Raw genomic sequence first — 15035 nt, 5'->3', positions numbered from 1 at the left:
GTTACACCACCTTCAAATCCAGTGACATCGTGTGCACGCCACCTTGTACCTTATGCGTACATTCGTCTACCAGAAAATATTGATTAATCTTCAGTTCATCGATCTGGATGTTGACAAAACTACCTGCCCTTACCTTAAAATCACCAAGCGCATCCACTTTCAACGTCTGCGTCTCGCGGTTACGGAGGGTCATCAGGGTTTTCAGCATGGCATCAATCTGGCCTTCGTTCAGGCCATCATCCGCTTTTTGGTACAAAAAAAGCAGCCCCCATTGACGGATGCTGCCTGAATCCTGATGAACAAACGTTTCTCTTTTTCCCGTATCCTTGTTATCCCGGTACAGCTTGATCTTGTTATACGTCTGGTCGTCAATCGAACGCGTATAACTGTAATCCGTGAGCAGACTGTTATCTCCAATGACAAAGCCGTAAGGCATGTCTTCCACATCCCGAAGCACAAGTTTGCCGAAATCATCGTAGAAGATATAGTTTTTACCGCCATAGATCAGCGTTCGGTCCAACGCCTCACAGATCATGTCAATCAGCTTTTTGTTATCGAATAACATACGCGGAATAACATATTTCGGCTGAATCAGATCACCAGTCTTCAACAGGAAATCCTTTGAAATTCGTTTAATTACATCCGCAGCAGTGGCATTAACGAACTTGTACGTCTGATTCGCGGTTAGATAACGAGTCTGGTCGTAGGCCTTGATTTTGACACTTTCGTCCTTACCGCTATCCACCGAGAAGATATATCCGTAAAATATGCCTACCTCGTTGCTGATATATTTCACGACATATCCATTCTCATATGTGAATTTCTTATTCTGGTACAGACTGCCCTTGATCAACGTGAATTCCAGAGAGGAAGGTTTGCCGATGCGGGAGGTTTTGTACGTAATGTCACCGGCAATTTCGCTAATGTCCCAGATGTTGCCCTGCTTGTCATCCAGTAATAACCGTTCCTTCATGTTTGCCAGCTTATCATCCAGCCTGATCTGCTCTTGCATATTCCCTCTCCTTTCACGGAAGCTTGATCACAAGTCCAATCGGCAGCTTCTTCAGTTGTGCATCTTTGATGCTATTCAGCTTTTGCAACTCTTTCCAGCGAGATCCATCTCCCAGATGGGCTTTAGCTACAGACCACAAGGAGTCTCCGGCTTTGAGTGTGACGGTCTTTGGCTGAATTTTTTCATTGTGCCGAGAGGCTTTGGTTTTTGTTTTCGAAGCAGCCGTATCCTTGCTGTCCTTGAGTGGCACTACTTTTTTGGCGGCATAAAAAATGAACTGCTTCAGCTTGATATCATACTGGATATCCCCCACCGTACCCGCTGTCTCCTTCCAGTCGAAGCTCTCAATGGAAACCGCCATATTAATAGTGTACCTTGCACTGGAAAAGAACAGTCTGACGGGTCTGCCCGTCTGCATCCAGCGGATGATCTTTTTCACATATTCATAGGGATCACCGTAAAACTGCTTCTGAATTGCCGGATGTCTTGCATCGTAGTTCAGATGATACGGGCTGTAGTCTGCCGGAAAAATCCCGCTGAAACTGACTTCACGCAGCTTCGGCGACTTGATCACGTTAATTTCACCCAAAGCGCTCACGTTGAACGTACTACCGTCTCCCGAATCCGAAAACTCAATGCTCTCAGGTGTCACCGGGAAAAACATGTATTCAGAGCGGTTATTGAAGCTTAATTGAATATAATATTCCACTTATCCATACACCCCCTGGGCACTGGAGACGATCTGACTGTTCAGTCCATCGGTGATTTTGCTGATGATGCTGTCCACGTCATGTCCGCTGTTGATATCACCCGTCGTGACCTGAACGGTTGGCGTCAGACTGACAAATCGCTGAATCGCCTGCATCTCGGCAAGCTCACGCATCAGTTTCAAGTCCTCGCTGGTTACATCCACTGTGCCGTCCACGTCACCGATCTTGTCCACCTGTCCGATATTGTTGATTTTGTTGATGTTACTCATATTGTTGTTGGGAACAACGGTGGGAGCTGGTGCAGTTGGCATCGATGGCATAGAAGGGGTTTTGGGTATTTCAGGTGTGAAGTCCTTGCCAAAATTACCTGGTAGACCTTTATCCTTGGAGTCATCCTTCGGGTTGGAAGAGAACTTAGAAACCCACTCCTCAGCCTTTATCTGACCCTCCCCATATACACTGGGATTATATTCTCCGTCCATTCGCATAGACTCAAATACATTTTTATCGCTCTGTGGCTCCATAGACTTCAGAGTGTCCATCCAACTCTTAATGTTCTTGCTGCCAATGTTAATATCCGATTCGGACATCACACTCAGGTTCGTACCAAAGGTATCATTGATAAATGAAGCAACATCGCTAATGGCCCCTACAGCTCTTTTAAGAAAATCCTCGATACCTACCATAACATTGTAAAGAGTTTGTAAAACAAACATGCCTAGGTCATAGAACAACTTTTGAATTGCGTAGACAGGATCAATAAACAGGTTAATTAAGAAATCTGCCAATGAAGCAAATATGTTCCACACGGTAGCAATTACCACTCTGATGATCTCGCCAAGCATCATAAATGTACCAATAATAGCCCCGAGAATATCGGTACCGGTTGCTCCGAACATTTGGAAAATCATAATCATTGCAGCAATTGCTGCGATGATCAGCAATATAGGCCAGTTTACAGCCAACCATGCTACAGCAAGCAAAAACACTTCAGCGATCACAATGCCAAGTGAGATAATCATGTTGTAAAGCAGCACCATAGCAATAGCAGTCAAAATAGGTGCTATGATAGCCCAATTTTCTTGTACAACTGTAGCAAAATTGATGAACCCATCCACGATAAATGCCACCACTTGAGCAATAATTGCGAAGGCCCCACCAATCCATTCGATGAAAGCACTGAACTGACCTGAGCTTATGGCTTCGTTTAATCGGTCAAGCACAGGAGATAAAACTTCCAAAGCTCTTGTTCCGATTTCAGATAGTATTCCATTGAACTGATTCACGAGAGCCGTCCATTTTTGCATTGGAGAATCCAGCATCGTATCAAAGGCTTCTTGTGTGTAACCTTGCATTTCAATAACCGTCTGCAAACCTTGTATAAAACCGTCAAGGTCTTTAGTCTGTATAAATTCACCCAATCCAGCCCCGGTTAATGCACTTTCCGGTATGTTGAATTGACTCGCCAAATCAGTATTTTTTCCATTCATGGCACTAACAATAGCCTTGGATGCATCGGTCAAACTTTTATTATCCGGTGACAACATACTTAATCGTTGAGTCATTTCATTTAACTGATCTACCTGCCCTGTATTCTGTGCCAACGGCACAAACCCTAGAGAAGACTTGAGCGAATTATTGACCTCTTGACCACTCCTGGAGGCTTGATCTCGAAACTTATTATAGATGTTTTCCCCGAGCCCCGGATCTTCTGCGGCAACCATGTAACGATATTTGAAGTCTTCTTGTTCAGCAGCCGCTTTTAACACGACACTTCCAGCGGACTTTACCATTTGAACCCACTTGGAGAGTTTGCTCAGATTATCCCCCAAAGCATTGCTTGTATCATCAGCCGTATCCTCCAACTTTTCCATCAGATTAATCGTTACATTTAGTTGTTGATTTACTTCATTAAAATGGTTGGATATATTCGTCTGGTTGAATTGGTTCAGATTAATCCGGTTAATCTGGTTGAAATTATTAAGGATCTCGGTTGTTCTTACTTGAACCAGATTTAGATTATTGATCAGGGTATTCATGGACGGAGGATTAATTACATCGATACTTGTATCGGACATCTATTTCTCCCTCCTTTCCTTTTTATTTCTTCCGGGCGCGACTCTTGGACCGTTCTTTCTTCTCTTCCTCCACCCGGATGGAGATCATCGCATAGATCGCCGCTCGTTCTCGCATGGAGAAGGCCATTAGCTCATGCGGCAAAATGTTTAATTCATGGAGAGCGTAATAAGCCAGATTGGCTTCGGAATCGCCCTCTTTAATTAGTTTTTTACGTCATCCACCAGTTCGTTCATGTCCTGATTGAAGCCGTTCAGCTTCTGGACTTGTTCGCCAAGCGAAGCAAATTCCCCAGGCAACAGCATTTTCCGCAAAAGCGATTCCGCCCCCATCACGCCATATGAACGCTGGAGTTCTGCGTTTTTCAAATCGGGAAATACTACACTTGCGCTCATCAGGCGAGCCATGTAATCATTCGCATCGATGTCGGGTGTGTAAACACCGTTCTTGCCCTTAATTTTGCGGGTAGCTGCCTTGCGGCATTCCTGGTTTTCGTCCTCAGTCATGCTGCGCAGTTTCCAGGCAACGGGCTCACCTTTCTCATCTTTAAATCGGGGGGATACGGTAAACTCCTCCGTTGTATCTGTTGCTGCATTTTGGGCAAAAAACATACTCAGTCCACTCATGTATTGTTCCTCCTCTAAAGTTAGGTCCCCCGCCGCACGAAGCGGCGAAGAACAATATTTTGACACGCCAAATAGCCCGTAACACAGGCAAGTTGAACAGGTTTCTTTTACAAACCCGCTGTAAATTTATACTCTTTATAAATCTCAAATCATTATGCTTTCCACGTTACATTACTTCGGCAGATTGAACGATACAGGCATATCGACATCTTCAAAGGTAAAGCTCACTTCTTCCTCCAAAGCCTCCGCCTCGGTATCCAGGGATGCCATGATCACACTGTCGAGATTGACGCCTTTGAGGGTCACGGTCTGTTTGCCAATTGTAGAAGAAGGATCTTCGTTGGTCACTTCAATGTCGAAGTACGTGTCTACACCATTCTGCATGTACTGGAGCATCAGCTCGCGGAAACGGGATGTGGTATAAAAGATCGTCATGGAACCCGAACCGGACCAACCGGTTGCTTTGTGCTGTACGCCGCGGCGGCCCAAGGTTTTGACCTCTGCTTTTTGTTTCTCCACTGTTGCTTCCAGCGTCTTAACATAGAACATTTCTTCGGTCTGTCCGTTAATCGTTGCATATGCGCGGCCTTCCTGGCCGGAGATCGTGTCACTTGCTTTCAAAAATGCCATCTTAAACCACCTTCACTTTCATATATACTTTTTCAACGGAATCCACAGGTTGGACCTGAATCTCGATCAGAATACTGTCCGTTTCATTGCCCGGAGCAACAGTGATATCTGTTTTGGAATCAAAATTTTGAATGGCACCGATATCCTGAAGTTGCTTCAGATAAGTGACACATTGGGAACGGAACAGGCTGCGCCCGTCTTCGTTGTTGTTCACTTGGCCGATGTAATAGGACTCGAAAATCCGTTTCATATCATTAGCGATGCCATCGAGTACACGGACAACACGGTTTTTGGCAAAATGACGTGCCTTATCCGGTGTAACGGAACGGAATGTATTCACGTCCTGCTCTACCACTGCGCGGTTGCTGCTCGCCGTAAACACAAACTCGCCATTACGCAATGCTGCTTCTGTCTCGCTATGTGTCAGTCGTCCGTTCACATCCACGGCATCGTCATAAGCACGGAACGTCAGGGATTCATTCAGGTTAGCTCCCGCTGTTGCGCCGGCAGTCCATGCTACGGTTTGTTTCGGCGTAAGAACGGTACCGTCTGCGAGAACAACACCATTTTTGACACTGATAATGCCTTCATGGTCTGCAGCCGGATAATCGGACAGAACCAGTTGCACCTTCTTGCCCTCGGTATCACGCAAGCGCTTGATGTAAGCTGTGTAGACTGACTTGAGAGTGGCATCGTCTGAGACCAGACCGACCGTGTTAAAATCCAGCACCTCTAGCTTCGTCAGGAAATCGGAATGCTCCTGGTTCGTTGCTGTGCCATCTAATCCACCTGTTAGTGGAAGTGACGCTGTAGCTGTGAGTGCCCCTTCACCAGTAAATGTGACGTATGCGTTGGATTCCAGAGCTTCGATGGTGGACGAAGTTTGTTTGTCCACTTCTTTACCCGCAAGCAAAGTGGAGACATCCAATTGTTCTGGTTCATTGATATTGGCGGAGATTACAACAGCCAGATCATTACCACGTACACCACCGTGTTGGGCTGTCACTGTCAGTTTATCCAAAGTTGCTTTGGCTTTGGTACCAGCGTTGAGTCTGTAAAGAAGCAAGGTCTGCGCCCGTTTCAATGCCTCGCGGATCAGCAACAATTGCGGCGCTGTCCAGTCATAGCCCAATTTGGATTGTACATCTTCACCTGCTTGTACCGTCAGGATTGTGCCTGTTTGCCCCCATGACAATGGAAGTGCCAATGCCACCGTTCCTCGCTCTCCTACCGTACCCGGCAATGAGCCCTCTGATGCAAAATTCATATATACGCCGGGGCGTACCTTGTTTTGTGTCGTCCATGTTCCTCCAGCCATTATTGTGCCTCCCCATTCATGAATTGTTGGATGTGTTCTTGCGCTTCTTGCAATGTGTAAGTCTCTTGTTCCAGCAGCACCGCTCCCAAAATGTCTTTCTCGATCCGGCTAAGTTGCCGGGATTCGGCGAACTGTGATTTGCTGTATTTTTGGTTGTTTTTCTGTTGAGCTTCCGGTTTGTTAGGGTCCGGTTCTTTTTTCGTAAACATCGCCAATGCGCCTCCTATTCCTTTCATGCTGATCCCCTCATTTTAATTATTTAAGTTCAACCAAAGAATAGTTACATTTGCCACTCCGATGACAGAACAACCTTCCGATCGCTGTTATCCCCAGATTTTTTTGATTCCCTTTTTAAAGGGGAAAATCCGGGGATAAAGGCGCACGCTCCGCTTCTTCAGGTTATTTCTGTCCTCTCCGCTCCGTTTTCGTGTAAATGTTAGTTCAATTTATATAGTTATTCTTTAGCAGCTTTAAGTGCAGTAGAACGCTGTTCCAGTTGTTGCATGGTAGCGGCGGACTCCGACACTTTGGTGGTTCGCATGGTATAGTACACCAGCATTCGCGGTATGTCATTCTCCGTCTCCCAACGCAATTCCGTTGCACGATAGGGTGTGCCCTCCACGTCGATGGTTTCCAATGCTTCGAACAGCTCGTCCGGCAGAGTCGCCGGGATATCGTTAGGTTCGAGCCAGCGGATTTCAAACGCGTGAGATTGCACGAAGCGATCGCTGCGTTCCCGGGTAAGTTGAGCGGATAGCAGGCGGTAGGAGATGCCCGTGATGTCCGTGGTGGGGCTGGTGCCCGTTGACGGACGGATCGGGATGTTAGGGAAATTCTGTGTGAGAGTTGTAGCGATGGCAGTGGTTAGTTGATTTGTAGTCATGATTCACCTCCTTACATTCTATTGACTTGCACTATTTAGTCCGGCTTCTTTAAGTTAATTGTTCAATCATACTAGCAATTAGTAAAGAACTCCGCTTCTTTAAAATTTATCTTATTAGTCCACCTGAAAAGACTAATTGACTTGTTGACCCTGCTGGTTGTTGACCAGCTTTAACAATAAGAGCACCATCACCAGCATACAATCCTGTACTGTTATTACTACCAGAATTATTAATAGAGACAACTCTTGTTAATTTATTTGTCCAAATGGCACTACTTTTATTGGATATTGTGCAATTAGATATTTCAACGTTGTTAGTACCCACAATACTTACTCCAGTACCATTCGGAGCATTAGCAGTCATAACCACTCTCCAGATATCAACTCTATTAGCAAATTCAGAATAAATACAAGGATTTTGTAATTCTATTATAGTGATATTACTTATCCTTACTAAGGGTAATAAAATATCCTTTAATTCAATACGACCAGCTAATATAGCTGTGCCGGTTCCGTTTGGTCCTTCAATACTTAATTCTCCACCCCCAATTTTACGATTTAGAATTATATTTTCATTGTATGTTCCTGGAGCGATTGAAATTATAACATGATTATTAATAGTATGATTAAGTAAGGAGAGTGCTTTATTAATTGTCTTAAAAGCACTCGACTCAGATTGGCCTGAGTTACTATCATTCCCTCTAACTACGTCAATAAAGAAATAAATAACTTCAAAAGGAGTTTTAGAGATGACATTATTCACAGATTGAAAAAGCGCATCATAGTCCGTCTGTGTAGGCATTTGAACCAAAGTTGGTGTGAATTCTGCATCCTTCACCGTCGAGATCGGACCAGTATCAAACGTATACATACCGACCTGTCCCAATCTGAAGACAATACCTCTAGCTCCCATATTAGAATGCGTTTGTTTGAAATAATATTTATTGCTCGTAGGGTGAATATAGCAGTTATGGCCCATCAGGAAAAAGCCTGCAGTTCCTGAAGAGATAGTCCCCCACGAATTAACTGTAAGTGGACCTGAAATATCACCGCCCGTACGCGGAAGACTAGCATTCTTCGCATTCGTCTCAGCCGCAATCCTCGCATCCCTGACCGCCTTCTCCGTAGCAGCCAAATCTTCACGGCTCCCATCAACTGCGTTGGACAGTTGGACGATACCCTTATCTGTTAAGGATGCATCATTAATAACGATTTCTCCGAGTTTCTGATCGGTGTATACTTTTACCTCTTCAATCTCGTCCATTGTAGGTACTTTCTTCCATGGACCCCATCCGACATAGTAGTTCCTTTGAAAAACTTGTAGGTTATTCGGTTCAAAGGTTGTTAGAGTTTGGACCACACCAGCATGTCTTTCTATCGTCAAATGAAAGGCTACTCCTACTGGAGAATTAGCTAAAGTTCCTACTGTCGCATTCGTTGGGCAATAATATTCCCCTTCTGTAATATAGCTATTAAGATCAGATTCCGCAGGTATAAGGATGGATTCACGTGTCGCCACACCAGCATCAATCTTTTCAAAAATCCCGTTAATACTCTCCCGGGTCACATTCTCGTTCCCCAAGGGAAGAGGCAATTTTAGTCGATCTGTTTCTTTTGGCATTACGCCCACACCTCCAGTTCATTCCACGTCAAGGACGCGGCATCGAGTTCGTCCCATGTCATCTGTTTGTCGTCCAGATCATCCCAGACCAGATAGCGATATTTATATTCCACGGCCATGTGGGCCGGTTTCAATTCTTCAATTGCTCGCTTCATATCATCGATATTGGGCGGGGTGCCCATCGTATCCACAAAGCTCACCGTAAAACTCCACACTTCCGGCTGAAATGTTACATCTACTTTTCCCCCGGCATATGCCTCAGCCACATTAACAACTTGTCTCCCCGAAAACTTTCCGGCACCACGCAGCTTCGATTCCACTACGGCACGCCTCTGTTCCACAGGTTTGAGACGGTCCGTCTCAATACCTAGCTCCTGCTCCCAAAAGTCCAGCCCCCACGTCGCTGTACGGACAAAAAACTGCTCCAACGTCTCATCTAACGCCTGATACAGCAGATCCATCTCGATACCTTTGGCCTGCATATCGGCCTGCATCACTCGTGAAGTCTCATAATACCTGGGCAAATACGTGAACAACTCCCGGCCTTTCTCACTCGTCAGTCCAACATCTACAATAGAAGGAGCACTCATGCCCTGTCCCCTCCCTTCCTTTCACATCAACAGGGAGCTTTTCGATCACCAGATCCAACCCAGATCGACGTATTTCTCCCAATCTTCCTTGGTCTCCGCACTCCAAAACTACTTCCTCATCCACTATCTGCCCAACACTACTCATGCACATCCACCGTCCCAAGCACGGCCACCTGACTTGCAGTCATCTCAATATTCTGGTCGCTCACACCGTTCACGGTCAGCTCCGAATAGTCAATAATCGGCGGAATATCCAACAGAATCGCGGCAATGCGAGTGTAACGAACGAGCGGATCGGCAAAAGCCAACTGTTTCAGATACGCGGTCACCCCGCCCTCAATCAACGCCCTCACATCTGCCAGTGTGGCATCACTTGCCAGCGTCAGCTTCACCTGAATGTTCATCGGCACTTCCTCAGCTGGCATCACGGACACCACTGGCCCCGCGGGCGCAACACCTTCACCTTGCCCATCCTGCGTTGGATCTACGTACTTCTGTACGGCCGCCACCAGATCGGTACCCGCAGCACGTTTGTCCGTGTCCAGCAGATACAATCCCACCGTACCTGGTCCCTGCCATAACGGAATCACACGCGTTGCACCAACACCTGGCACTTCACTGGCCCATTGCACATATTGCGACTTGTTGCCGCTTGTCCCTTGGTTGCGGACTTTGGCATAAAAACGCTCCAGAAGCGCTGTATCTGCCTCAATATCCGCACCGCCTTTGATCACCTCAACGTTCGTGACAGAAGTCACGCCACTTACAGGTGTAGACAGCACCGTTACCGTGCCCGCAGGCACATTGCTCTCTTTTCCGGCAACAAGCGCTCGCACACCTACCACCCCGAAGCCCTCTGCATCCAGTTCCACACGGCCCACCGTCTCGTATTCGAGCGAAGCTTCAGCAGATACTTCATCCGCGAGCGTAGCCACGACTGTTCCCGCAGGCACCACTTTCCCAGGCGTCCCCGTAAACCTCACCGCACCTTGTGCCGCAACCGCAGCACGCCGTGTGATGCCGTGCTCTCCTGCCCGTAGATCCAGCTCTTCCGAACGAAAATTTGGATCACTGCTCGCAGCCGTACTCGCAAAGCCACGTCGCAATAATTCCTGCGCCCACAAAGCCGCTTCAGACAGCATAAACGCAACTGGAGCCTCCGCATCCCACAGGAACGAACCCTCCGACTTATCCAGATCCGCGGGCAGACGATCCAGCATACGCTGCATAATCTGTTCCTCCGTCTGGTCCTCCAAATAACGCGGAATCTCAGCCATCCCGTCAGATCACCTCACTTTCCAGAATAAACATCTCTTCCTGCACACTCGCCACCCGACACGAGAACATACACTGCTCCCGATTCCAATCAAACGTAAACTGGTCTACCGAATCCGTGCGTGGATCGGCCAGCAACGTCTCCGTCACCATCCGGGTAATCTCACTTTCCATCACGCCCCGGCTGTCACCCTGCCCCACCAGATCCTCCAGCTCCGAACCATAGTTTCGAGAATAGATCACATGTCTGTACCGCGGCGTCTTCACGGCCTTAATGCACCACTGCACCCAGGCTTCATGCCCACCAGCCGCAGCGACTTTACCACTTGGGGTCAATACAAAATCCCCTGCATCGTAATCAAATCGCCAGCTCCGTCCAAAGCGTACCTCTTCCGAATCCGCCCCCGACAGATCCTCCTCATCTCCCCAGACCACACCCGTTTCCGGAAACAAACTAGGCATGCGCACTCACCACCTTACACAACACCACAATGTCGTTGCCGCCATTCACCCGCATCGCCAGTACGCGATCTCCCGCTTTTAATCCTTTACCAAGAGACCACACCGCTTCTTCCACTTCCTCTTTTTGCAAAAGAAACCGTCCCGTGCCCGTCGTTCCGCCGTTTGCCACGTCAGTTATACCGGAAATCGCGCCAGCAGCCTCGCGCTCCGGTAGTCCAAGCGTGCCCGGCAACTCGGCCACGAGATAATCCTGCACTTCGTGCTTGAAATCATCCAGCTTCACACCGGACGATGTCATCGTCCCCAGTACTGCTCCCATCCCGCTCACGGCCTGACGGGAATGTGTACTCATCGCACCCCGCATGACGTCGGCAAAATGCCCATACGGATCATCTTTATTCAAGGTAATACCTCCTTTTCACCAGCTCAGCCGTCCCCAGTTCCAACGTCATCGTTCCAGGTCCGGCAGACAGATCACGGCTGACCGACATGACGATTAGCTTCAGTCCTTTCAACAACACCGCGTCCCCGGCGCGAATCGTGTTGATATCCGGAGCGGAGATTGTAAACGTCTCCTGAATACCTGTCAGCTTGCTTTTTGCCAGCTTCTTCGCGGCGGCGGCTGTTTTCACCTGATCATCCTCAATCAGTTTTTGCAACGTACCTAGCTGCTCCGTATCACTCTGCTCAATCGCCAGCACTTTCGAAGGTACCTCTTTGCCACTACCGCCGGACTCAGACGCTGCCATGACTTTAACTTTGGTGACCGCTCCTTCGAGCGTACGCATCTGGGTAAGATCAATCAGTCGATCAAGTTCATACACCTTTGCATTACTTCCAACTTGGAAGAGCTGCAACCCGCCGGGTGTCATCCGTGGATGGTACATTTCCCCGCCGGACTTCGCTGTTTCTTTCAGATCGGCAAACATCATCGAGAAGATCGTCTGTGACCGATACACGGCTTTGCCCAGCTTTGTCTTGGTTTCCGGCAGCGTAGCATATGGAATCTTCCACTCTTTGGCGTAGGTTTTAAGTCGTTGCGTAGCAGTCTGATCCTTCGGCAGCAGGAACTCGTCCTCCGATTTTTCCAGATAAATCATCCGGTCGTACACCGTGAGAGACAGCCGCTTGGTGCCGCTGTTCGAGCTTTCCACCTCCCAGATGACCGCAGGATGCAACAGATGAACCATGGATTTTTCGCCAAAAGGAACCCCGCTAATCCGCACTACCATGCCCGGTGAGATCGAAGGCAGACCGGAAGACGCAGACACCGCCAGCCGGATATTAGCCTGATACGCAATCTGGTCGAGCGAATCCTTCAGCGTAATCGTCTCCACCAGCTTGGTGATGTCATATTTGTCGTCGACAATGACCTTGTAGGTCATGGCATCACCAGCTTTTGCCCGGGCTTGATCCGGTTTGGATCACTCCCGATGATCTTTGCGTTAAGCTTGTAGATCTCGTTCCATTTGGAACTGCTGCCCAGCTCCAGCTTTGCTATTTTGGACAGGGAGTCACCAGATTTGACAGTGTAGGTCTTGCTGGTTTTTTTCAAATCGGTACGAGAACCTGACTTGCTCCCGGATGCCGCAGAGCCCACCTTTTCCACCTTGGAATCCCGCCATGTGCGTAGGGTCAGGTCGAAATAAATATCCCCTGTCTCCCCCCCACGAAAGCTCGAATTAAGCGAAACAATAAAAACAGGCACGTTCACGCCCGTCTCTGAAATGATGAAACGCAGCGGCTTTTTGGAGATCAGAAAGGTGTTCAGCACATTCATCGCCACACGTGGATCTAGAAAAGATTTTTCATCCATGCAATAGGACGGATCAAATCTTTTGGGAAAAAAAGAAGAGAAGGTGATCTCCTTCACCTTCTCCCCTTGTGCAAAATCAAACTCGCCATGCTCCAACATATTGACCGTTTCATATCCCTTAGACCTGGAAATATTAACTTCTTCAGGGTTCACTGGGAATTGAAATGGAGTGTTGCCGTCCTTCAACGTAAATGACATTTTGTTAGGACCAACTTTATCTTCAAGTACTGACATATCTGCGGCCTCCTTTCTGCTTAGGCCATAATTGTTTTGCGATTTTGCATCGCACGGCGGAACTCGTTAGAGATCCGTTGCCCCACCTGGTGAGAAACTGCGTCATAATCAATCGCATTTTCGCGCACGGTCACCTGCACCGCACCTGGTGGAATATTGATCGCAATCTGATTGGTAGTTTCGGTTTTGAAATCCTTCAAGTATCCGGACAGACTGCTCATCTGGTCTTCAGATATCTGTACCGTCATCGTGGACGATTTCCCATTCGTCTGCGCACCGTTACCAAGCGCCATCGCTTGGCTCTGCATCATGCTTGTTCCCATGAATCCAGCAGATGTAGGCTGACCGACTTTGCTGTTCATATAAGCCGTTGGGCCTGTCATGGTCAGTGTCGGTGGCATATAGGCAGGTGCCATCTGCGGGCCTGTTGCAACTGGAGACGGTGCAGCCACCGTTGCTGCCGAGACAGTCTTTTCTTCTTTTTTGGAACCAAATCCAAAGAAGCCGGATATGCCATCCGTGATTTTTTTTGTTTTCTCAGAAACATAATCAGCTGCACCCGACAATGCATCCCCTACACCCTCGGTAGCACTAGACATAAAGTTTCCAATATCCTTCGCTTTGTCTCCAATCCAGCCGCCTGCTGCACTTCCGGCCCAACCACCTACTGCACCACCAACCCATGTCCCGATGCCAGGCAAAAGAACGCTACCGATGGCGCTACCAATCGCAGTACCTGCTGTGCCGCCAATCATCGAACCCACAGCACGGCCACGCTCTTCCGGGGGTGCTGTCGCTACATTTGCCACATCAGCAAGCATGCTGATGGGTCCAAGCAACCTTTTTGCTCCTTTGGCAAAGCCACTACTTAAATTATCCATCAATCCATTACCAGCCAGCATGTCGGTTAAAGATCCCAATCCACCATCCGCAAATCCTAATCTACCGCTTCCTCGTATTCTTCTACCGCCTCCCCTATTACGGTTGCGATCGGCCGGAGGAGTTGGAGTATCAGGTACAGGATTGGGTACTGGTGATGGGCCCCGGTTCGAACGATTACTAGACCTTCTACCGCTTCGGTAATTTCGTCTTCCACGATCTGATCCACCACCATCCGCATTCGGTGAACGAACTCTACGGTTTTTGCCCATCTTTCCACCTGTGCAACAGCAGCATTTGGATGCTGGACTTCTGGTTGGATCTGATGCAGGACTTTCTTCTTTTTTCTTTTTGAACAAATTGATAATTTTACCAACTTTATCAATGATGTTATCAAAAATATCATTGAGGTTATTAAAAAATTCCATCCAAGTGTTAGCCTTATCAATCCAGCTATCTTCTTCTTTCGCATTGTTAGTGATATTTTTATTATTTTGAATCACGACAGCCATAGTTGGACCAGTTGGCCCACCTTTGCCCATCGCCACTTCGATCTTCTGCCGAACCTCAAGCGATACTGTGCCCGAAGCCGTAACCATCTGGTCCCTGAAACTGTTCAGTTTCGCCCATGCGCGATCCAACGCTGGACTGAGCTTATCAATCAACCCAATCGTCGGTGTGATTCGCAGCCTGCTGATTCGCACAGCCATACTATAAATATGCTCCAACCTGCGTCCAGTCGTTCTCAGCTCATTGTTCACCTTAATCAGACTCTGATAACGAACTCTGCCCAGACGCTCTGTCGAGCGCTGGATCTGATCCAGATAACGAAGGGTTGTCCGCATTTCCACATTGGACTTGGATAAACCTACAATCATTTCTGCCATTTTTTCACCTCCTGCC

16 protein-coding genes are annotated in these 15035 nt (G+C 47.8%); all 16 read right to left on the bottom strand.

The genetic code is table 11. From position 1 onward, the window contains the following. Position 1: 1 nt before the first annotated feature. The gene (locus MKY87_RS22100; protein ID WP_340966213.1) at positions 2 to 1012 is read right to left on the bottom strand and encodes an XkdQ/YqbQ family protein; all 1011 of its coding nucleotides are present in this window, start codon (positions 1010 to 1012) and stop codon (positions 2 to 4) included. A 13-nt stretch (positions 1013 to 1025) separates the two neighbouring features. After that, positions 1026 to 1721: a LysM peptidoglycan-binding domain-containing protein gene (locus MKY87_RS22095; RefSeq protein WP_340966212.1), complete on the bottom strand. Its 696-nt coding sequence runs from the start codon at positions 1719 to 1721 to the stop codon at positions 1026 to 1028. Continuing rightward, complete coding sequence (locus MKY87_RS22090; protein WP_340966210.1) at positions 1722 to 3800, bottom strand: hypothetical protein; 2079 nt, start codon at positions 3798 to 3800, stop codon at positions 1722 to 1724. 201 nt (positions 3801 to 4001) lie between these two features. Further along, the gene (locus MKY87_RS22085) at positions 4002 to 4424 is read right to left on the bottom strand and encodes a phage tail assembly chaperone (protein ID WP_105600712.1); all 423 of its coding nucleotides are present in this window, start codon (positions 4422 to 4424) and stop codon (positions 4002 to 4004) included. A gap of 171 nt (positions 4425 to 4595) precedes the next feature. Next, positions 4596 to 5054, bottom strand: coding sequence for a phage tail tube protein (locus tag MKY87_RS22080; RefSeq protein ID WP_017690162.1), 459 nt, complete (start codon positions 5052 to 5054; stop codon positions 4596 to 4598). A 1-nt stretch (position 5055) separates the two neighbouring features. Beyond that, positions 5056 to 6372 (bottom strand): phage tail sheath family protein, encoded by a 1317-nt coding sequence (locus tag MKY87_RS22075; RefSeq protein ID WP_340966209.1) that lies wholly within the window; start codon positions 6370 to 6372, stop codon positions 5056 to 5058. Further along, the gene (locus tag MKY87_RS22070) at positions 6372 to 6581 is read right to left on the bottom strand and encodes a hypothetical protein (RefSeq protein ID WP_340966208.1); all 210 of its coding nucleotides are present in this window, start codon (positions 6579 to 6581) and stop codon (positions 6372 to 6374) included. The genes MKY87_RS22075 and MKY87_RS22070 overlap by 1 nt, the downstream gene beginning before the upstream one ends. A gap of 245 nt (positions 6582 to 6826) precedes the next feature. Continuing rightward, positions 6827 to 7255 (bottom strand): phage tail terminator family protein, encoded by a 429-nt coding sequence (locus MKY87_RS22065; protein ID WP_340966207.1) that lies wholly within the window; start codon positions 7253 to 7255, stop codon positions 6827 to 6829. Between the two features lie 106 nt (positions 7256 to 7361). After that, positions 7362 to 8876 (bottom strand): tail fiber protein, encoded by a 1515-nt coding sequence (locus MKY87_RS22060; protein ID WP_340966206.1) that lies wholly within the window; start codon positions 8874 to 8876, stop codon positions 7362 to 7364. Continuing rightward, entirely contained in the window at positions 8876 to 9466 is a 591-nt protein-coding gene (locus MKY87_RS22055; protein ID WP_340966204.1) for a YmfQ family protein, read from the bottom strand. Before MKY87_RS22055 ends, MKY87_RS22060 begins: the two co-directional genes overlap by 1 nt. A gap of 137 nt (positions 9467 to 9603) precedes the next feature. Next, positions 9604 to 10743: a baseplate J/gp47 family protein gene (locus tag MKY87_RS22050; protein ID WP_340966203.1), complete on the bottom strand. Its 1140-nt coding sequence runs from the start codon at positions 10741 to 10743 to the stop codon at positions 9604 to 9606. Between the two features lie 4 nt (positions 10744 to 10747). Then, on the bottom strand, positions 10748 to 11203 hold the full coding sequence (locus tag MKY87_RS22045) for a DUF2634 domain-containing protein (protein WP_340966202.1): 456 nt from the start codon (positions 11201 to 11203) through the stop codon (positions 10748 to 10750). Then, entirely contained in the window at positions 11196 to 11606 is a 411-nt protein-coding gene (locus MKY87_RS22040; RefSeq protein ID WP_340966200.1) for a hypothetical protein, read from the bottom strand. Before MKY87_RS22040 ends, MKY87_RS22045 begins: the two co-directional genes overlap by 8 nt. Further along, positions 11599 to 12588, bottom strand: a complete 990-nt coding sequence (locus tag MKY87_RS22035) for an XkdQ/YqbQ family protein (RefSeq protein ID WP_340966199.1) — start codon at positions 12586 to 12588, stop codon at positions 11599 to 11601. Before MKY87_RS22035 ends, MKY87_RS22040 begins: the two co-directional genes overlap by 8 nt. Continuing rightward, positions 12585 to 13217 carry a LysM peptidoglycan-binding domain-containing protein gene (locus MKY87_RS22030; RefSeq protein WP_253509411.1) on the bottom strand — a complete coding sequence of 211 codons (633 nt, stop codon included), beginning with the start codon at positions 13215 to 13217 and terminating at the stop codon, positions 12585 to 12587. The genes MKY87_RS22035 and MKY87_RS22030 overlap by 4 nt, the downstream gene beginning before the upstream one ends. Positions 13218 to 13273: 56 nt before the next feature. Further along, on the bottom strand, positions 13274 to 15019 hold the full coding sequence (locus tag MKY87_RS22025) for a hypothetical protein (protein WP_340966198.1): 1746 nt from the start codon (positions 15017 to 15019) through the stop codon (positions 13274 to 13276). Positions 15020 to 15035 lie beyond the last annotated feature (16 nt).

The sequence above is a fragment of the Paenibacillus sp. FSL R7-0198 genome (assembly GCF_038000415.1).
In the GTDB taxonomy this organism is placed as follows: domain Bacteria; phylum Bacillota; class Bacilli; order Paenibacillales; family Paenibacillaceae; genus Paenibacillus.
This window is presented reverse-complemented; position numbering and strand designations above follow the sequence as displayed.

Bases quoted from the DNA above. Each gene is read 5' to 3' on its own strand.
- MKY87_RS22090 (WP_340966210.1), bottom strand. From the start codon at position 3,800: ATGTCCGATACAAGTATCGATGTAATTAATCCTCCGTCCATGAATACC.
- MKY87_RS22035 (WP_340966199.1), bottom strand. From the start codon at position 12,588: ATGACCTACAAGGTCATTGTCGACGACAAATATGACATCACCAAGCTG.
- MKY87_RS22080 (WP_017690162.1), bottom strand. From the start codon at position 5,054: ATGGCATTTTTGAAAGCAAGTGACACGATCTCCGGCCAGGAAGGCCGC.
- MKY87_RS22025 (WP_340966198.1), bottom strand. From the start codon at position 15,019: ATGGCAGAAATGATTGTAGGTTTATCCAAGTCCAATGTGGAAATGCGG.
- MKY87_RS22050 (WP_340966203.1), bottom strand. From the start codon at position 10,743: ATGGCTGAGATTCCGCGTTATTTGGAGGACCAGACGGAGGAACAGATT.
- MKY87_RS22045 (WP_340966202.1), bottom strand. From the start codon at position 11,203: ATGCCTAGTTTGTTTCCGGAAACGGGTGTGGTCTGGGGAGATGAGGAG.
- MKY87_RS22030 (WP_253509411.1), bottom strand. From the start codon at position 13,217: ATGTCATTTACGTTGAAGGACGGCAACACTCCATTTCAATTCCCAGTG.
- MKY87_RS22070 (WP_340966208.1), bottom strand. From the start codon at position 6,581: ATGTTTACGAAAAAAGAACCGGACCCTAACAAACCGGAAGCTCAACAG.
- MKY87_RS22060 (WP_340966206.1), bottom strand. From the start codon at position 8,876: ATGCCAAAAGAAACAGATCGACTAAAATTGCCTCTTCCCTTGGGGAAC.
- MKY87_RS22085 (WP_105600712.1), bottom strand. From the start codon at position 4,424: ATGAGTGGACTGAGTATGTTTTTTGCCCAAAATGCAGCAACAGATACA.
- MKY87_RS22055 (WP_340966204.1), bottom strand. From the start codon at position 9,466: ATGAGTGCTCCTTCTATTGTAGATGTTGGACTGACGAGTGAGAAAGGC.
- MKY87_RS22100 (WP_340966213.1), bottom strand. From the start codon at position 1,012: ATGCAAGAGCAGATCAGGCTGGATGATAAGCTGGCAAACATGAAGGAA.
- MKY87_RS22065 (WP_340966207.1), bottom strand. From the start codon at position 7,255: ATGACTACAAATCAACTAACCACTGCCATCGCTACAACTCTCACACAG.
- MKY87_RS22075 (WP_340966209.1), bottom strand. From the start codon at position 6,372: ATGGCTGGAGGAACATGGACGACACAAAACAAGGTACGCCCCGGCGTA.